The 17,623-nt window shown below is 60.2% G+C and carries 16 protein-coding genes; 7 read left to right on the plus strand and 9 right to left on the minus strand.

Annotated elements, in window-relative coordinates:
• Nucleotides 1-127: 127 nt before the first annotated feature.
• The 7 genes from WH299_RS13550 to gloB all read right to left on the minus strand — a co-directional run bounded on the left by WH299_RS13550 (nt 128) and on the right by gloB (nt 9,982).
• Complete coding sequence (locus tag WH299_RS13550) at nt 128-1,732, minus strand: ABC transporter ATP-binding protein (protein WP_122726758.1); 1,605 nt, start codon at nt 1,730-1,732, stop codon at nt 128-130.
• Between the two features lies 1 nt (nt 1,733).
• Complete coding sequence (locus WH299_RS13555; protein WP_012723835.1) at nt 1,734-2,753, minus strand: ABC transporter permease; 1,020 nt, start codon at nt 2,751-2,753, stop codon at nt 1,734-1,736.
• A gap of 1 nt (nt 2,754) precedes the next feature.
• Complete coding sequence (locus WH299_RS13560) at nt 2,755-3,831, minus strand: microcin C ABC transporter permease YejB (protein ID WP_016979726.1); 1,077 nt, start codon at nt 3,829-3,831, stop codon at nt 2,755-2,757.
• Nucleotides 3,832-5,670 (minus strand): extracellular solute-binding protein, encoded by a 1,839-nt coding sequence (locus WH299_RS13565; protein ID WP_339550492.1) that lies wholly within the window; start codon nt 5,668-5,670, stop codon nt 3,832-3,834.
• A complete protein-coding gene (locus WH299_RS13570; RefSeq protein WP_068938046.1) occupies nt 5,667-7,496 on the minus strand; it encodes an extracellular solute-binding protein in 1,830 nt (609 codons plus the stop codon). Before WH299_RS13570 ends, WH299_RS13565 begins: the two co-directional genes overlap by 4 nt.
• A gap of 210 nt (nt 7,497-7,706) precedes the next feature.
• Nucleotides 7,707-9,116: a transglycosylase SLT domain-containing protein gene (locus WH299_RS13575; RefSeq protein WP_339550494.1), complete on the minus strand. Its 1,410-nt coding sequence runs from the start codon at nt 9,114-9,116 to the stop codon at nt 7,707-7,709.
• Between the two features lie 98 nt (nt 9,117-9,214).
• Nucleotides 9,215-9,982 carry a hydroxyacylglutathione hydrolase gene (gene gloB, locus WH299_RS13580; RefSeq protein WP_339550495.1) on the minus strand — a complete coding sequence of 256 codons (768 nt, stop codon included), beginning with the start codon at nt 9,980-9,982 and terminating at the stop codon, nt 9,215-9,217.
• Between the two features lie 65 nt (nt 9,983-10,047).
• Between gloB and WH299_RS13585 the strand changes: the two genes are divergently transcribed.
• The 5 genes from WH299_RS13585 to WH299_RS13605 all read left to right on the plus strand — a co-directional run bounded on the left by WH299_RS13585 (nt 10,048) and on the right by WH299_RS13605 (nt 15,129).
• Nucleotides 10,048-10,806 carry a methyltransferase domain-containing protein gene (locus tag WH299_RS13585; protein ID WP_122726765.1) on the plus strand — a complete coding sequence of 253 codons (759 nt, stop codon included), beginning with the start codon at nt 10,048-10,050 and terminating at the stop codon, nt 10,804-10,806.
• Nucleotides 10,807-10,836: 30 nt separating this feature from the next.
• Nucleotides 10,837-11,289 (plus strand): ribonuclease HI, encoded by a 453-nt coding sequence (gene rnhA, locus WH299_RS13590; protein WP_010210917.1) that lies wholly within the window; start codon nt 10,837-10,839, stop codon nt 11,287-11,289.
• A gap of 70 nt (nt 11,290-11,359) precedes the next feature.
• Nucleotides 11,360-12,100, plus strand: a complete 741-nt coding sequence (gene dnaQ / locus WH299_RS13595; protein WP_164393733.1) for a DNA polymerase III subunit epsilon — start codon at nt 11,360-11,362, stop codon at nt 12,098-12,100.
• 183 nt (nt 12,101-12,283) lie between these two features.
• Nucleotides 12,284-14,539, plus strand: a complete 2,256-nt coding sequence (locus WH299_RS13600) for an Orn/Lys/Arg decarboxylase N-terminal domain-containing protein (protein ID WP_122726769.1) — start codon at nt 12,284-12,286, stop codon at nt 14,537-14,539.
• Between the two features lie 8 nt (nt 14,540-14,547).
• Nucleotides 14,548-15,129 (plus strand): GNAT family N-acetyltransferase, encoded by a 582-nt coding sequence (locus WH299_RS13605; protein ID WP_339550497.1) that lies wholly within the window; start codon nt 14,548-14,550, stop codon nt 15,127-15,129.
• Here the strand turns inward: WH299_RS13605 and WH299_RS13610 are convergent.
• The gene (locus tag WH299_RS13610; protein ID WP_339550499.1) at nt 15,126-16,019 is read right to left on the minus strand and encodes a LysR substrate-binding domain-containing protein; all 894 of its coding nucleotides are present in this window, start codon (nt 16,017-16,019) and stop codon (nt 15,126-15,128) included. The two genes, WH299_RS13605 and WH299_RS13610, sit on opposite strands and share 4 nt — an antisense overlap.
• A 109-nt stretch (nt 16,020-16,128) precedes the next feature.
• On the opposite strand from WH299_RS13610, the gene WH299_RS13615 reads away from it, so the two are divergent.
• The gene (locus tag WH299_RS13615; protein ID WP_016979715.1) at nt 16,129-16,473 is read left to right on the plus strand and encodes a hypothetical protein; all 345 of its coding nucleotides are present in this window, start codon (nt 16,129-16,131) and stop codon (nt 16,471-16,473) included.
• A 61-nt stretch (nt 16,474-16,534) separates the two neighbouring features.
• Here the strand turns inward: WH299_RS13615 and WH299_RS13620 are convergent, their stop codons facing one another.
• A complete protein-coding gene (locus WH299_RS13620; protein WP_016979714.1) occupies nt 16,535-16,771 on the minus strand; it encodes a hypothetical protein in 237 nt (78 codons plus the stop codon).
• Between the two features lie 227 nt (nt 16,772-16,998).
• Here WH299_RS13620 and WH299_RS13625 point away from each other — a divergent pair, with 227 nt between their 5' ends.
• The gene (locus WH299_RS13625) at nt 16,999-17,556 is read left to right on the plus strand and encodes an NADPH-dependent FMN reductase (protein ID WP_339550501.1); all 558 of its coding nucleotides are present in this window, start codon (nt 16,999-17,001) and stop codon (nt 17,554-17,556) included.
• Nucleotides 17,557-17,623 lie beyond the last annotated feature (67 nt).

Below are 17,623 nucleotides of genomic sequence, written 5' to 3' on the forward strand. Positions count from 1 at the left end.
TAGGCGAGGTGCCGAGTGTTGGGGCAGGAGCGCTTTGGTTACTTTCGCGCTTTTCGAAAGTGACCCGCCGTAAGGGCGGAACCAATAGTAGCCATCACCCAACCAACGGATATTCACCCAGTCAAACCTAAACCCCAGGCACCAAAAACGCCGCCTCCAACAACTGCCGCGTATACCCATGCTGCGGCGCGGCAAAAATCCCCGCCGCATCCCCCTGTTCCACCACCTGGCCATGCTTCACCACCATCAACTGATGGCTCAACGCCTTGACCACCGCCAAATCATGGCTGATAAACAGATAGGTCAAGTTGTACTTGGCCTGCAAACTGCGCAACAACTCCACCACCTGCCGCTGCACCGTGCGATCCAGCGCCGATGTCGGTTCATCCAGCAAAATCAGGCGCGGCTTGAGCACCAACGCCCGGGCAATGGCAATGCGCTGACGCTGCCCACCCGAGAACTCATGGGGGTACCGATGCCGCGAGTCCGGATCCAACCCGACTTCCTTGAGCGCCGCAATAATCGCCGCTTCCTGCTCCAACGGCGTCCCCATCTTATGGATACGCAACCCCTCGCCAACGATCTCACTGACACACATCCGCGGGCTCAAGCTGCCAAACGGGTCCTGGAACACCACCTGCATCTCCCGACGCAACGGACGCACCTGTTGCTGGCTGAGCTTATCCAACTGCTGCCCTTCAAAACGAATGCCGCCCTTGCTTGCGATCAACCGCAGAATCGCCAGGCCCAGGGTCGATTTGCCCGAGCCGCTTTCGCCAACGATTCCCAGGGTTTGCCCCTGGGGCAGGCTGAAGTTGATGCCGTCCACCGCCTTGACGTAATCGACGGTGTTGCGCAAAAAGCCCTTCTTGATCGGGAACCACACTTTCAGGTCATCGACTTCCAGCAACGGAGGGCCGACTTCGTTGCCGGCCGGTCCGCCGCTGGGCTCCGCCGCCAGCAGTTCCTGGGTATACGGATGCTGGGGCGATTGGAACAGCGTTTCACAGTCGGCCTGCTCGACGATGCAACCCTTTTGCATCACGCACACGCGGTGGGCGATGCGCCGCACCAGGTTCAAGTCATGGCTGATCAGCAGCAGGGCCATGCCCAGCCGCGCCTGCAATTCCTTGAGTAATTCGAGGATCTTCAACTGCACGGTCACATCGAGGGCTGTGGTCGGCTCATCGGCGATCAGCAACTCCGGCTCATTCGCCAGGGCCATGGCGATCATCACCCGTTGGCGCTGGCCACCGGACAGCTCATGGGGCAGGGCCTTGAGGCGTTTGTGCGGTTCGGGAATGCCCACCAGGTCCAGCAACTCCAGGGTCCGCTGGGTGGCGACCTTGCCTTGCAACCCCTTGTGCAGGCCGAGTACTTCGTTGATCTGCTTCTCGATGGAATGCAGCGGATTCAACGAGGTCATCGGCTCCTGGAAGATCATCGCAATGCGGTTGCCGCGAATGTGGCGGATGGTTTTTTCTTTCAGCGTGAGCAGGTCCTGCCCGGCATAGTTGATGGTGCCGGAGGGGTGCCGCGCCAGTGGGTAGGGCAGCAGGCGCAGAATCGAGTGGGCGGTCACCGATTTGCCTGAGCCGCTTTCACCCACCAGGGCGATGGTCTCACCACGTTTGATGTCGAAGCTGACATTGTTCACCACGCGGTGGTGATGGTCGCCCGTGACGAACTCGACGGAGAGGTCGCGGATTTCGATCAGATTGTCCTGATTCATCTCATTTCCTCGGGTCGAAGGCATCGCGAGCGGATTCGCCGATAAACACCAGCAGACTCAACATGATCGCCAGCACGGCAAAGGCACTCATGCCCAGCCACGGCGCTTGCAGGTTGGATTTACCTTGGGCCACCAGTTCACCCAGCGACGGTGAACCGGCCGGCAAGCCGAAGCCGAGGAAGTCCAGGGCGGTGAGGGTGCCGATGGCGCCGGTGAGAATGAACGGCATGAAGGTCATGGTCGACACCATCGCGTTGGGCAGGATATGCCGGAACATGATCGCGCCATTCTGCATGCCCAAGGCCCTGGCGGCGCGCACGTATTCCAGGTTGCGCCCGCGCAGGAACTCGGCGCGCACTACGTCCACCAGGCTCATCCACGAAAACAGCAGCATGATGCCGAGCAGCCACCAGAAGTTGGGTTGCACGAAACTGGCGAGGATGATCAGCAGGTACAGCACCGGCAAGCCGGACCAGATCTCCAGGAAGCGCTGCCCGGCCAAATCCACCCAGCCGCCGTAGAAGCCCTGCAGGGCCCCGGCGATCACGCCGATGATCGAGCTGAGCACTGTCAGCGTCAGGGCAAACAGCACCGACACACGGAAGCCGTAGATGACCCGCGCCAGTACGTCGCGGCCTTGGTCGTCGGTGCCCAGCAGGTTGACGCTGGAAGGCGGCGCGGGCGCCGGCACTTTCAGGTCGTAGTTGATGCTCTGGTAGCTGAACGGAATAGGCGCCCACAACGTCCAGGCATCCTTGGCCTTGAGCAGCTCCTGGATATACGGGCTCTTGTAGTTGGCCTCCAGCGGGAATTCACCGCCAAAGGTGGTCTCCGGGTAGCGCTTGAGCGCCGGGAAGTACCAGCCGCCGTCGTAGTGCACGGCCAGCGGTTTGTCATTGGCGATCAGCTCGGCGCCCAGGCTCAGCACGAACAGGATCAGAAACAGCCACAGCGACCACCAGCCACGTTTGTTGGCCTTGAACCGTTCGAACCGGCGGCGATTGAGGGGGGATAGATTCATCTCAATGCTCCCGGCTGGCAAAGTCGATGCGCGGATCGACCAGGGTGTAGGTGAGGTCGCCGATCAGTTTCACGATCAGCCCCAGCAGGGTGAAGATAAACAGCGTGCCGAACACCACCGGGTAGTCGCGGTTGATCGCCGCTTCAAAACTCATCAGGCCCAGGCCGTCGAGGGAGAAGATCACCTCCACCAACAAGGAACCGGTGAAGAAGATCCCGATGAACGCCGAAGGGAAACCGGCGATCACCAGCAACATCGCGTTGCGAAACACATGGCCGTACAGCACGCGGTGGTTGGTCAGGCCCTTGGCTTTGGCGGTGACCACGTACTGCTTGTTGATCTCGTCGAGAAAGCTGTTCTTGGTCAGCAGGGTCATGGTGGCGAAGTTGCCGATCACCAGGGCCGTGATGGGCAGCGCCAGGTGCCAGAAGTAATCGAGGATCTTGCCGCCCCAGCTCAGTTCGTCGAAGTTGTTCGACGTGAGCCCGCGCAAGGGGAACCAGTCCAGGTAACTGCCACCGGCAAACACCACGATCAGCAGGATTGCAAACAGGAACGCCGGGATCGCATAGCCGACGATGATCGCCGAACTGGTCCACACATCAAAATGGCTGCCGTGCCGCGTGGCTTTGGCGATCCCCAGTGGGATCGACACCAGGTACATGATCAGCGTGCTCCATAACCCGAGGGAAATGGACACCGGCATCTTCTCCTTGATCAAGTCGATGACCTTGGCGTCACGGAAGAAGCTGTCGCCAAAGTCCAGCTGGGCGTAGTTTTTGACCATGATCCACAAGCGTTCCGGCGCCGATTTGTCGAAGCCGTACATCTTCTCGATTTCCTTGATCAGCGCCGGGTCCAGGCCCTGGGCGCCGCGGTAGCTGCTGGAGCCGGCCACCGACACTTCGGAACCGCCACCGGCAATGCGGCTGGTGGCGCCCTCGAAGCCTTCAAGCTTGGCGATCATTTGCTCCACCGGACCACCGGGAGCGGCCTGGATGATGACGAAGTTGATCAGTAGGATCCCGAACAACGTGGGGATGATCAGCAACAGGCGGCGAAAAATATAGGCCAGCATTTAATCGCCTCCGCTCGCCGGATCGGCGCTGGTGTCTGGGTCTGAGGTGACGGCGGGTTTTACGTCAGGCTTGGACCACCAGGTGGCGGTGCCGACGTCGTAGCGCGGCGGGACTTTGGGGTGGCCCAAGTGATCCCAATACGCCACGCGGAACGTCTTGATGTGCCAGTTCGGGATCACGTAGTAGCCGAACTGCAACACGCGGTCCAGGGCTTTGGCATGCGCCACCAGGCTTTTGCGCGAGTCGGCGTCGATCAGCTCTTCCACCAGTTGGTCGATGGCCGGGTCCTTGAGGCCCATGTAGTTGCGGCTGCCGGGTTTGTCGGCGCTGGAGGACTTCCAGAACTCGCGCTGCTCATTACCCGGCGAAGTGGACTGCGGGAAGCTGCCCACCAGCATGTCGAAGTCCCGCGAGCGAATGCGATTGATGAACTGCGACACGTCGACCCGACGGATCGCCAGGTCGATGCCCAGGTCGGCCAGGTTGCGCTTGAACGGCAGCAGGATGCGCTCGAACTCTGTCTGCGCCAGCAGGAACTCGATTTTCACCGGTTTGCCGGTGGTGTCGACCATCTTGTCATCGACGATGCGCCAGCCGGCTTCTTGCAGCAGTTGGTAGGCCTCGCGCTGCTGGGTGCGGATCATGCCGCTGCCGTCGGTCTTGGACGGTTCGAAGGCCTGGGTGAAGACCTCGGGCGGGATTCTGTCGCGCAGCGGTTCGAGGATCGCCAGTTCATCCGGGCCGGGCAGGCCGGTGGCGGCCATCTCCGAGTTTTCAAAGTAGCTGCGGGTGCGGGTATAGGCACCGTTAAACAGTTGCTTGTTGCTCCACTCGAAATCCAGCAACAGGCTGATGGCCTTGCGCACACGTACGTCCTGGAACATCGGCTTGCGCATATTGAACACGAAGCCCTGCATGCCGGTGGGGTTGCCGTTGGGGATTTCTTCCTTGATCAGGCGACCCTGGGCCACCGCCGGGATGTTGTAGGCGTTGGCCCAGTTCTTGGCGCTGAATTCCAGCCAGTAATCGAACTGCCCGGCCTTGAGGGCTTCCAGCGAGACAGTGCTGTCGCGGTAGTAGTCTGTGATGCGGTTGTCGAAGTTGTAGAAACCCTTGGCGACCGGCAGGTCCTTCGCCCAGTAATCCTTGACCCGCTCGTAGCGGATCATGCGCCCGGCCTTGACCTCGGCGACCTTGTACGGCCCGCTGCCCAGCGGGACTTCGAGGTTGCCCTTGGCAAACTCGCGGGTCGCCCACCAGTGCTTGGGCAATACCGGCAGTTGTCCGAGGATCAGCGGTAATTCGCGGTTGTTGGTGCGCTTGAACTTGAACAGCACCTTCAGCGGGTCTTCGGCGATCACTTCGTCGACGTCGGCGTAGTAGGTGCGGTAGATCGGCGAGCCTTCCTTGATCAGTTCCTGGAAGGTGAACACCACGTCTTCGGCGCGGATCGGGTGGCCGTCATGGAAGCGGGCTTCCGGGCGCAGGTAGAAGCGCACCCAACTGTTGTCCGGGGCTTTTTCGATCTTGCCGGCGACCAGGCCGTATTCGGTGATGGGCTCGTCCAGGCTTTGCATGGCCAGGGTGTCGTAGATCAAACCGAGGTTATCGGCCGGCACGCCTTTGCTGATGTAGGGGTTGAGGCTGTCGAAGCCGCCCATGGCCGACTCGCGGAAGGTGCCGCCCTTGGGCGCATCCGGGTTGACGTAGTCGAAGTGCTTGAAGTCGGCGGGGTATTTCGGTGGTTCGTTGTAGAGCGTCAACGCATGTTGCGGGGCGGCTTGGGCCGCGGTGCACAGCAGCAGGCCGCCGAGCAGTGCAGTACGCAAATACATCATTGGGCTTTCTCCGAAGCTTTCAGCCACCACGCGCTCAGGCCCAGGCTATAGGGCGGCGTGGTGACAAAGGCGAACCGGTTGCGGTACGCCAAGCGATGATAGTTGAGGTACCAGTTGGGAATACTGTAGTGCTGCCACAGCAGCACCCGGTCCAGGGCACGGCCGGCGGCCAGTTGCTCCTCGCGGGTCTTGGCGGCCAGCAGTTGTTCCAGCAGGTGATCGACAATCGGGTTGGCAATGCCTGCATAGTTCTTGCTGCCCTTGATCGCGGCCTGGCTGGAGTGGAAGTACTGCCACTGCTCAAGGCCCGGGCTCAAGGTCTGGTTGAGGGTGATCAGGATCATGTCAAAGTCGAATTGATCCAGGCGCTGCTTGTACTGGGCGCGGTCGACGGTGCGCAGGCGCGCGTCGATACCGACGCTGATCAGGTTCTCGACATAGGGCTGCAGGATGCGCTCCAGGTTCGGGTTGACCAGCAGGATCTCGAAGCGCAGCGGTTGCCCGTCCTTGTTGAGCAGGCGTTGGCCGGAGAGTTTCCAGCCGGCGTCCCCGAGCAAGGCCAGGGCGCGGCGCATGGTTTCGCGGGGGATACCGCGCCCGTCGGTCTGTGGCAGGCTGAACGGCTGGGTAAACAGGTTGGCCGGCAATTGCTCGCGGTAGGGCGAGAGCATCAGCCATTCATGGCCGGTGGGCACGCCGGTGGCAGAGAATTCGCTGTTGGGGTAATAGCTCAAGGTGCGTTTGTAGGCGCTGCTGAACAGGGTGCGGTTGGTCCATTCGAAGTCGAACATCAGGCCCAGGGCTTCGCGCACCTTGGTTTGGCTGAAGGTCGGCCGCCGGCTGTTCATGAACAAACCCTGGCTCTGGGTCGGGATCTGGTGAGCAATCTGCGCCTTGATCACGTCTCCCCGGTTCACCGCCGGGAAGTTGTAGCCATTTGCCCAGTTTTTGGCCTGATGCTCGATATAGATATCGAATTCGCCGGCCTTGAAGGCTTCGAAGGCCACGTCGCTGTCGCGATAGAACTCCACCTCGACCTTGTCGTAGTTATAGAAACCCTGGTTGACCGGCAGGTCCTTGCCCCAATAGTCCTTGACCCGTTCGAACACCAATTGCCGGCCAGGCGTGACCTTGCTGATGCGGTACGGCCCGCTGCCCAAAGGCGGTTCGAAGGTGGTGGCCTTGAAATCGCGGTTTTTCCAATAGTGCTGGGGCAATACCGGCAATTCGCCCAGGCGCAGGATCAACAACGGGTTGCCGGCGCGCTTGAACACAAAGCGGATGCGGTGCCGGTTGAGGATATCCACTCGCGCCACTTCCTGCAGGTTGGTGCGGTACTGCGGGTGGCCTTCGGTCAGCAGGGTGCGATAGGAAAACGCCACGTCGTAGGCGGTAATCGGCTTGCCATCGTGGAAGCGCGCTTCCGGGCGCAGGTTGAACACCACCCAACTGCGGTCCTCGCTGTACTCCACCGACTGGGCGATCAGCCCATAACTGGAGGTGGGCTCATCGCCGGAGGGCGCGTACAGGCCGGTTCCCACCATCAACGGCTCGTTCAGCTCGTTGACGCCGTATTGCAGGAAATTAGGCGTGGAAACCGGGCTGGAGCCCTTGAATGTATAGGGGTTGAGCGTATCGAAGGTGCCAAAGGCCATGACCCGCAATGTCCCGCCTTTCGGCGCTGCAGGGTTTACCCAATCGAAGTGGGTGAATTTGGCCGGGTACTTGAGACTGCCGAACTGCGTATAACCGTGACTCTCGGTAATCGCCGCATTCGCACCAAAGCTCAAGGCCAGACTTATTAGTAGAAGGAGGGGACGCTTCAAGTCAGGGATCCGATCCAGGCGGCTTGCGCTTTATGATCGGTACAGTAACAGCTTGTTCCGGTTGGAAAAAGGCCGTTGGATTGACGCAGAACCAATGTGGGAGGGGGCTTGCCCCCGATAGCAATGCATCAGCCAACAGATTCATTGGCTGGCCTACCGCTATCGGGGGCAAGCCCCCTCCCACATGGGTTCCTCAGTGTTCCAGAAACCTCAGCGTGGCCCGGAAACCACCAGCATCTGCCCGGGCTTCAGCGCCTGGCCAGTACGCGGGTTCCAACGCTTGAGATGTTGCATCTCAACGTTGAAGCGCTTGGCGACGATGTACAGCGAATCACCCTTCTTGACCTTGTACTGCACCGGCTTCTTGCTGCTGGCCACGACTTTTCGTGTGTCCTGCATCACCAGGGTCTGTCCGACCTTGAGGGCTTGGCCGTTGAGCTTGTTCCAGCGCTGCAGGTCATGCACATCGACCTTGTTGGCCTTGGCGATCAGCGTCAGGTTGTCGCCACTGCGTACCTTGTAGCTGCGGGTACGCCCGGCAACCCGCGCGGTCTCAACTTCGTCGAAAACCTGCTTTTTCGGACGCATCGCCAGCAATTCTTCAGGCTTCATCGTCGAAAGGGTGCTGGTGAGCAGTTGCGCCTTGGAACTCGGCACCAGCAGATGCTGCGGGCCATCCAGGGTGGTGCGCTGCTTCAGCGCGGGGTTGAGCTGGAACAGTTCGTCTTCGTCGATCTCGGCCAGTGCGGCAACCCGTGACAGGTCCATGCTTTGCTTGACTTCAACCACTTCGAAATACGGCGTGTTGGCAATCGGGTTCAGGTTGACGCCATAGGCCTCGGGCGCCATCACCACTTGGGACAGCGCCAGGAACTTGGGCACGTAGTCCTTGGTTTCCTGGGGCAGGGGCAGGTTCCAGTAGTCGGTCGGCAGGCCGAGCTTTTCGTTGCGCTCGATCGCCCGGCTCACCGTGCCTTCGCCTGCGTTGTAGGCGGCAAGGGCGAGCAGCCAGTCACCGTTGAACATGTCGTGCAGACGGGTCAGGTAGTCAAGGGCGGCGGTGGTGGAGGCGGTGATGTCGCGACGGCCATCATAGGCGCGGGTCTGGCGCAGGTTGAAGTAGCGCCCGGTGGAGGGGATGAACTGCCACAAGCCGACTGCATCGCTGCGCGAATAGGCCATTGGGTTGTAGGCGCTTTCAATCACTGGCAGCAGCGCCAGCTCCAGGGGCATGTTGCGTTCTTCAAGGCGTTCGACGATGTAATGAATGTAGAGGCTGCCGCGTTCGCCGGCGTTCTCAAGGAAGGAAGGGTTGCTAGCGAACCACAGTCGCTGTTGCTCGATACGTGGGTTGACGCCTACACCATCCTGCAATTGAAAGCCCCGTCGCATACGTTCCCAAACATCCTGGGGCACTTCGGGAGCCGGCTTTTCCGAAAGCCAGATGACGGGTTTCTGTTTGATCTTGGCGCTGAGGTTTGGCTTGGGTTGCACGGTGGATTGTGCGGTGAAATTGCTTGATTGGCAGCCCGCCAGCGTAGCGGACACAGCCACCGCCACAGCTTGAGCCAGGCGGGTCAATGCGTCTGAATGGTTGGATTTACGAATAGATGACGACATTGGCTGGAAGTAAGTTCCGGGCAAAAATGTCGGGCGATTCTAGAAACCCGTTTGGTTCCGGTCAACCATTCAGAAATTACGTATCAGATTGCATCCCGTTAGAACTTATCTTTCCAAGCCCTCAAGCTAGCAAACACCTCGGCCCCAGAGCGGTTGTCGCGGCCATTCCGTTCGTCTGCTTTTTGTTTAACGGATGTTTCAGAGGTGCGCAGAAAAGGGTTGGTGCGCTTTTCCAGGGCTAGGTTGGAAGGCAGCGTGATCTCGCCACGTTCGCGCAATTGGCGGACGTTTTCCACCCGTTCGGCGATATCGGCGTTATCCGGTTCGACGGCCTGGGCAAACTTGAGGTTGCTTTGTGTGTATTCGTGGGTGCAGTACACCAAGGTGTCGGCGGGCAGTGCGGCCAAGCGCTCAAGTGAGGTGTGCATCTGTTCCGGCGTGCCTTCGAACAGGCGCCCGCAGCCGGCGGCGAACAGGGTGTCGCCACAGAACAGCACGCCCTGGTGATAAAAGGCGATATGGCCCAGGGTGTGGCCGGGCACGGTATAAATGTCGAAGTCCCAGCCGAGCACGCTGATGCGGTCGTTTTCGTTCAAGGCTACGTCCCGCGCCGGGATCTTTTCGTTGGCCGGGCCGTAGACCTTGGCGTCAGTCACCCGTTTGAGTTGTTCGACGCCGCCGACATGGTCGTGGTGGTGGTGAGTGATCAGGATGTCGCTCAGGACCCACTCAGGGTTTAGCTTGAGCCAGGCCAGCACCGGCGCGGCATCGCCGGGGTCGACCACGGCGCAGCGCAGGGTGCTCGGGTCTTGTAACAACCAGATGTAGTTATCGGTGAAGGCGGGCAGGGCACTGATCTGTATCATTCTTCGATTCGCCAAGCTGAACACATTGGTGCATCTTAGAACGTCTAGGCGAGTTGGAGAATGCAATGACTGATAAAGCGTTCGCCCAGGCCGATCCTGAGTGGCTGGCCCTGATCAGCGCAGCCCGTGAATGGCTGTCCGGTCCGATCGGGAAATTTCTGCTGGACGAAGAACGACGCATGCTCGAAGACGAGTTGGGCCGGTTCTTTGGCGGCTACCTGGTGCATTACGGCCCTTCGGCCGAAACGCCGCCGTGTGCGCCCCAGGTGCAGCGTAATGTGCGCCTGGGTGCACCGTTGCCGGGGGTGGAGATTGTCTGCGAGGAACAGGCCTGGCCGTTGAGCGAACACGCCGCCGATGTGGTGGTGTTGCAGCATGGCCTGGATTTCTGCCTGTCGCCCCACGGCTTGCTGCGCGAAGCGGCGAGCAGCGTCCGTCCGGGTGGCCATTTGCTGATTGTCGGGATCAACCCCTGGAGCAGTTGGGGCTTGCGCCATGTGTTCGCCCACGACGCCTTGCGCCAGGCGCGTTGCATCTCGCCGCAACGGGTGGGGGACTGGCTGAACCTGCTGGGCTTCGCGCTGGAGAAACGTCGCTTCGGGTGCTATCGTCCGCCGCTTGCGTCGACCAAGTGGCAAGCCCGTCTGGCCGGCTGGGAGCGCCGCGCAGGTGCCTGGCAATTGTCGGGTGGCGGCTTCTATCTGCTAGTGGCGCGCAAGATCGTGGTTGGGTTGCGGCCAGTGCAACAGGTGCGCCGCGAGCCGATGGGCAAGCTGGTGCCGATGCCAATGGCCAAGGTCAACCGCAAGCAAAGCGACGCATGACCCTCTTTTTGAATGAATACCGAGCAACCGATGACCGATAGCGTAGAACTCTTCACCGATGGCGCCTGCAAGGGCAACCCCGGCCCTGGCGGCTGGGGCGCGTTGCTGGTGTGCAAGGGCGTGGAGAAAGAGTTGTGGGGCGGCGAACCCAATACCACCAATAACCGCATGGAGCTGATGGGCGCCATTCGCGGCCTGGAAGAACTCAAGCGCCGTTGCAACGTGCTGTTGGTGACCGACTCGCAATACGTGATGAAGGGCATCAACGAGTGGATGGTCAATTGGAAGAAGCGCGGCTGGAAGACGGCGGCCAAGGAACCGGTGAAGAATGCCGACCTGTGGCAACTGCTCGATGAGCAATGCAATCGCCATGACATCACCTGGAAGTGGGTGCGCGGTCACATCGGCCACCCTGGCAACGAGCGCGCCGACCAGTTGGCCAACCGTGGCGTGGACGAAGTGCGCGGCTACAAGCAGAGCTGATGCCGACTCACGTGTTAATATCGCGACCCTTGAATCACACTACACCGTTGAGAGCTGAACCCTGATGGCCATCCGATCTGTTGTACTCGATACCGAAACCACCGGCATGCCGGTGACCGACGGCCACCGGATCATTGAAATCGGCTGTGTCGAATTGATGGGTCGCCGCCTCACCGGGCGTCACTTCCACGTCTACCTGCAACCGGACCGCGACAGTGACGAGGGCGCGATTGGCGTCCACGGCATCACCGACGAATTCCTCAAGGGCAAGCCGCGTTTCGCTGAAGTTGCCGACGAGTTCTTCGAATTCATTAACGGCGCGCAACTGATCATCCATAACGCGGCGTTCGACGTCGGCTTCATCAACAACGAATTTGCCCTGATGGGGCAGACCGATCGCGCGGATATTTCCCAGCACTGCTCGATCCTCGACACCTTGATGATGGCCCGTGAGCGTCACCCCGGCCAGCGCAACAGCCTCGATGCCTTGTGCAAACGTTATGGCGTCGACAACTCCGGTCGTGAGCTTCACGGCGCCTTGCTTGACTCCGAGATTCTTGCCGACGTCTACCTGACCATGACCGGTGGGCAGACCAGCCTGTCTCTGGCCGGTAACGCCTCCGATGGCAGCGGTTCGGCGGAAGGCTCGGGCAACCGTCCTTCGGAAATCCGCCGGTTGCCGGCTGATCGCAAGCCAAGCACGATTATCCGGGCGAGTGAGCAGGATCTGGCCGAGCATGCGGCGCGGCTGGAAGCGATTGCCAAGTCGGCCGGCGCGCCGGCGTTGTGGTCGACCCTGACCCAGCAATAATGCAAACCTTGTAGGAGCCTGCTTGCCGGCGATGGCGCCCTTGAACCCATCGCAAGATTCAACGGCCTCATCGCCGGCAAGCCGGCTCCTACAGTGATTCACTGTGCTTTCGAAATCTTCATTCGCGTCATCGCCCCCCAGCTTCTACCCTTGAGTGCATAGCCCTCAGGACTGCAAGCACTCATGTACAAAGACCTGAAGTTCCCTGTCCTTATCGTGCACCGCGACATCAAGGCCGACACCGTTGCCGGTGACCGGGTCCGAGGCATCGCCCGGGAGCTGGAACAAGAAGGTTTCAGTATTTTTTCCGCAGTGGATTACGCCGAAGGGCGACTGGTGGCTTCTACCCATCATGGCCTTGCGTGCATGCTGATCGCCGCCGAAGGGGCTGGTGAAAATACCCACCTGCTGCAAAATATGGTCGAGCTGATCCGCCTGGCGCGGCTGCGGGCGCCCAATTTGCCGATCTTTGCGTTGGGCGAGCAAGTCACCCTGGAGAACGCACCGGCTGACGCCATGAGTGAACTCAACCAACTGCGCGGCATTCTCTATCTGTTCGAAGACACCGTGCCGTTTCTCGCGCGGCAAGTCGCGCGTGCGGCGCGCACTTACCTGGATGGCCTGTTGCCGCCATTCTTCAAGGCACTGGTGCAGCACACTGCTGACTCCAACTACTCCTGGCACACCCCCGGCCATGGCGGTGGCGTGGCCTACCGCAAGAGCCCGGTGGGGCAGGCGTTTCATCAGTTCTTCGGGGAAAACACCCTGCGCTCGGACCTGTCGGTATCAGTGCCTGAACTCGGCTCGTTGCTGGACCACACCGGCCCGTTGGCCGAAGCCGAGGCCCGCGCTGCGCGCAACTTCGGCGCTGACCACACCTTCTTCGTGATCAACGGCACCTCCACCGCGAACAAGATCGTCTGGCACTCCATGGTCGGGCGTGATGACCTGGTGCTGGTGGACCGCAATTGCCACAAGTCGGTGCTGCACTCGATCATCATGACCGGCGCCATCCCGCTGTACCTGTGCCCCGAACGCAACGAACTGGGGATTATCGGCCCGATTCCCTTGAGCGAATTCAGCCCCGAATCCATCCGCGCCAAGATCGACGCCAGCCCGCTCACCCGTGGCCGCCCGCCGAAAGTGAAACTGGCCGTGGTGACCAACTCCACCTATGACGGCCTGTGCTACAACGCCGAGCTGATCAAGCAGCAACTGGGCAACAGCGTCGAGGTGTTGCATTTTGACGAGGCTTGGTACGCCTATGCCGCGTTTCATGAGTTCTTCTCCGGGCGCTACGGGATGGGTACTTCGCGTACGCCAGACAGCCCGCTGGTATTCACCACCCACTCGACCCACAAGCTGCTGGCGGCCTTTAGCCAGGCCTCGATGATCCATGTGCAGGACGGCGGCGCACGCCAGCTGGACCGTGACCGTTTCAACGAAGCCTTCATGATGCATATCTCCACATCGCCGCAATACAGCATCATTGCCTCGCTGGATGTGGCGTCGGCGATGATGGAAGGCCCGGCCGGGCGTTCGCTGTTGCAGGAAATGTTCGATGAGGCGTTGAGTTTCCGCCGTGCCCTGGCCAACCTGCGCCAGCACATTGCTGAAGAGGATTGGTGGTTTTCGATCTGGCAGCCGCCATCAGTAGCGGGAATCGACCGCGTCGTCACCGCAGATTGGCTGTTGCACCCTGAGGATGATTGGCATGGCTTCGGCGACGTGGCCGAAGACTATGTGTTGCTGGACCCGATCAAAGTCACGCTGGTGATGCCCGGCCTCAATGCCGGCGGTGCCCTCAGCGATTGCGGAATTCCCGCAGCGGTCGTCAGCAAATTCCTCTGGGAGCGTGGCCTGGTGGTGGAAAAAACCGGGCTGTATTCTTTCCTTGTGTTGTTCTCCATGGGCATCACCAAGGGCAAATGGAGTACCTTGCTCACCGAGCTGTTGGAATTCAAGCGCAGTTACGACGCCAATGTCAGCCTGGCCAGTTGCCTGCCTTCGGTGTTTGCACAAGGGCCGGCGCGTTACCAAGGGCTGGGTTTGCGCGACCTGTGCAACCAATTGCACGGCTGTTACCGCAGCAATGCCACGGCCAAACACCTCAAGCGCATGTACACCGTCTTGCCGGAAATCGCGATGAAACCGGCGGACGCCTATGACCAGTTGGTGAGGGGCGAAGTGGAGGCAGTCTCCATTGACGCCTTGCAAGGCCGCGTCGCAGCGGTAATGCTGGTGCCTTATCCGCCTGGCATCCCATTGATCATGCCGGGCGAGCGCTTTACCGAGTCGACGCGCTCGATCATCGATTACCTGGCGTTTGCCCGGACGTTCGATAGCAGTTTCCCCGGTTTTGTCGCCGATGTTCATGGGTTGCAACACGAAGATGACGGCAGTGGTCGTTGTTACACCGTCGATTGCATCAAGGGTTAAGGATGGTTATGCAAGCTGTAATGAACCCGAAGTATCCGGGGCTCAGTGTAAGGGTTGCCGACGAAGGCTTTGATGCCTACGTGTGGGGCAGTGATTTCAGCTTTGAGGTCAGCGCCTACGGTGAGCCGCAGATGGGCAAGCGGGTCGATCAATGGCCCGTGGAACGCATCTTGCCGTACCGCAAGTGCTATGGCATCGACCCCGAAGAGTTCGCCAGTTTCCGCGATGCGCCCGACAGCGCGATCTTCATGGCCTACCTGGATGATCGCCCGGTGGGGCATATTGTGGTCAGCACCAACTGGAACGGTTTTGCCCATGTCGATGAGCTGGCGGTGGCCTTGCCTGCGCGGCGTCACGGGGTGGCGAAGGCGTTGCTGGATGTGGCGCAGTTCTGGAGTCGCAAAAAGAATCTGCCGGGCATGATGCTGGAAACCCAGAACAACAACCTCGGCGCCTGCCGTTTGTACGAGCGTTGCGGTTACGTGATGGGTGGGGTCGACCACCTGCGCTATCGCGGCATCGACCCGCAGACCCACGAAGTGGCGATATTCTGGTATCGGCTGTTCAAAAGCGAAGTCGACAAGACTTAACCCGCCAGCAGGCCCTCGGCCTTCTGCGTCACGATCTCCAGCAGCGCATTCAGCGCCGGCGAGGACGTGCCGTCCTTGAGGGTCAGCGCGTATAGGCTGACCATGATCGGCGGCGACACGGGGCACGCATCCAGCCCCGCCTCCCGTGCGCCAAAGGCGGTGAAGGGGTCAACCACCGCCAGGCCTTCTCCGGCTTCCACCATGCTGCGCATCATTTGGTAGGTCTGTACGCGCGTCTGTACCACCGGCAGCGGGCGCAGGGCCTGCAGCTTGGCATCCAGCAGGCGGCTGAGCGGGTCCTGGCCTTCCAGGCCGATCATCGATTGCCCGGCCAGGTCCTGTAGCGCGATGTATTTCTGTTTGGGCTTGAGCCAGCCATGGGGGGCGAGCAACTGCAGTTTGCCTTGGGCCAGTACCGTGCTGTGGATTTGCGGGTGTTCCGGGTCATGCAGGCTCAAACCCACATCGGCTTCGTGCAGCAGCAGGCTCCTGACAATCTCTCGGGTCGGTTGGCTCGACAGGTTACACGGTGTGTCCTGAAAGCGTCGGCGCAACGCTGCAATGCTTTGCGGTAGCAGTTGACTGGCCAAGGGCGGCGTGCAGAGGGCGCGCAGAGTGGGGGCATGATGGTGTTTCAAACGGCTGGCCAGACGTTGCACCGGCTCCAGCGCTTCATAGACGTGGGCGATTTCGGCTTGCAGTTCCAGGGTTTCCCGGGTGGCCTGGAAACGTCCACGCACACTGGCGAACAGCATGAAGCCAAGCTGCTGCTCGGCGTCCTTGAGCGCCGCTTCCACTTCGCCCACGGAAAGTTGCAACCACTCGGCGGCCAAGCCTGGGTGTCCGGTCTGCAAGATGGCCTGAATCACTTCGATATGACGTAAACGCATCGCCGGAGTCTATGTGCAGCGGGCCGGGTATTCAATAGAATGGCTGCGCTGATCATCAACGACCACAGCCGGCTACCGGCATTAACAACAAAAACAGGTCTGGTCTCATATGCCTTTACCCTCGATATGCCTCGGGGTAACGGTCAAGCAACTGCTGGTCCTGGTGACCGTCGGCTGTGTGGCTGCTTATCTCTTCGACACTCAAAGCGAAACTCCGCCGGAAAACCTGGCACTTGAAGCCTTTATCCGTTCCCAGGAGCAGGTAGTGGAGCAGGTGGGCTCGGTGCTGGGCATGGAGTTGGTCAGGCAGGTGGTCGCGCATCCCGGCTACAACTCCGCAGGCTACCAGCGTTCGCTGTATGCCGTTGACGGCGAGAGGGGGCGGCTGATGGTGACGCTGAAGAAGGTGCAGGGAGAGCAGGGCATTGAGGTCACGGAGATCCGTCGTCCGTGATCACCCCAGCCCAGTCAATGCCGTCAATGGCCAGGACTGAGCAGGTGGATAGGGCGAGATCTTATGAAGCGAGGGTGGTTTGCGATTCGCGCACAAGAATGGTGCCCGATTGGATCAATTTGAATTCGTCGCCTTCCAGTTTCTCTACACGGTCGCCAATGGCCAGCTTGTAGGTGGTGGTAGGTGCCGAGCCAGCCAGGTCGCCTTGCGCCGGGTTGGATTCCTGGAACTCATGCACCGAATACACGCGTCCTTCTGCGTCTCTGGCATGAAACTGTCCGACTAATACTGCTGCCATCTGTTTAGAACCTCTGGAGATAAACACTCGATTTGCGGTTCTGTAGACCGTCATGGAGCGGGGTAGTTTACTTACGGAATAAAAATACTATTCGCTGATATTTTCAGATGCTTCCTACGTGTCGCAGTGCCAGGCAAACGCCCGCAGGAATATCAAAACCTTCTGGTGAACACGCCGCGAAGACTCTATAACTACAAGCTCCTTTAGTCAGACGTCGGGAAACCCCAATGAGCAAGGTCTACACCGTCGCCGTCGTGGTCGGCAGCTTGAGAAAAGACTCGATCAACCGCAAGGTCGCACTGGCACTGGCCGAACTGGCCCCTGCCAACCTGAAGTTGAACATTGTGGAAATTGGCGATTTGCCGCTCTACAACGAAGACATTGACGGGGCCACACCGCCGGCAGCCTACAGTACTTTCCGCAAACAAGTGAGCTCATCCGACGCGGTGTTGTTCGTGACCCCGGAATACAACCGCTCCGTGCCCGCCCCGCTGAAGAACGCCATCGACGTCGGTTCGCGGCCATACGGCCAGAGCGCCTGGAGTGGCAAGCCGGGCGCGATCATCAGTGTGTCGCCGGGTGCGATTGGTGGGTTTGGCGCCAACCATCATCTGCGCCAGTCCCTGGTGTTCCTTGATGTGTGGTGTATGCAGCAGCCAGAAGCTTATCTGGGTGGCGCGGGCAGTGTGTTTGACGAGGCGGGCAAGGTGTCGGAAAAGACCAAGCCGTTCCTGCAGGCGTTTATCGATGCCTACGGTAAATGGGTCGAAAAACAGCACGCTTGATTTGCAACGAGATCAAATTGTGGGAGCGGGCTTGCTCGCGAAAGCGGAGCGTCAGTCGATGTATTTA

The sequence above is a fragment of the Pseudomonas sp. MYb541 genome (genome assembly GCF_037479595.1).
Taxonomy (GTDB): domain Bacteria; phylum Pseudomonadota; class Gammaproteobacteria; order Pseudomonadales; family Pseudomonadaceae; genus Aquipseudomonas; species Aquipseudomonas canadensis.

Bases quoted from the DNA above. Each gene is read 5' to 3' on its own strand.
- WH299_RS13575 (WP_339550494.1), bottom strand. From the start codon at position 9,116: ATGTCGTCATCTATTCGTAAATCCAACCATTCAGACGCATTGACCCGC.
- WH299_RS13550 (WP_122726758.1), bottom strand. From the start codon at position 1,732: ATGAATCAGGACAATCTGATCGAAATCCGCGACCTCTCCGTCGAGTTC.
- WH299_RS13620 (WP_016979714.1), bottom strand. From the start codon at position 16,771: ATGGCAGCAGTATTAGTCGGACAGTTTCATGCCAGAGACGCAGAAGGA.
- WH299_RS13605 (WP_339550497.1), top strand. From the start codon at position 14,548: ATGCAAGCTGTAATGAACCCGAAGTATCCGGGGCTCAGTGTAAGGGTT.
- WH299_RS13610 (WP_339550499.1), bottom strand. From the start codon at position 16,019: ATGCGTTTACGTCATATCGAAGTGATTCAGGCCATCTTGCAGACCGGA.
- WH299_RS13615 (WP_016979715.1), top strand. From the start codon at position 16,129: ATGCCTTTACCCTCGATATGCCTCGGGGTAACGGTCAAGCAACTGCTG.
- WH299_RS13585 (WP_122726765.1), top strand. From the start codon at position 10,048: ATGACTGATAAAGCGTTCGCCCAGGCCGATCCTGAGTGGCTGGCCCTG.
- WH299_RS13625 (WP_339550501.1), top strand. From the start codon at position 16,999: ATGAGCAAGGTCTACACCGTCGCCGTCGTGGTCGGCAGCTTGAGAAAA.
- gloB (WP_339550495.1), bottom strand. From the start codon at position 9,982: ATGATACAGATCAGTGCCCTGCCCGCCTTCACCGATAACTACATCTGG.
- WH299_RS13600 (WP_122726769.1), top strand. From the start codon at position 12,284: ATGTACAAAGACCTGAAGTTCCCTGTCCTTATCGTGCACCGCGACATC.
- WH299_RS13565 (WP_339550492.1), bottom strand. From the start codon at position 5,670: ATGATGTATTTGCGTACTGCACTGCTCGGCGGCCTGCTGCTGTGCACC.
- WH299_RS13555 (WP_012723835.1), bottom strand. From the start codon at position 2,753: ATGAATCTATCCCCCCTCAATCGCCGCCGGTTCGAACGGTTCAAGGCC.
- WH299_RS13560 (WP_016979726.1), bottom strand. From the start codon at position 3,831: ATGCTGGCCTATATTTTTCGCCGCCTGTTGCTGATCATCCCCACGTTG.
- rnhA (WP_010210917.1), top strand. From the start codon at position 10,837: ATGACCGATAGCGTAGAACTCTTCACCGATGGCGCCTGCAAGGGCAAC.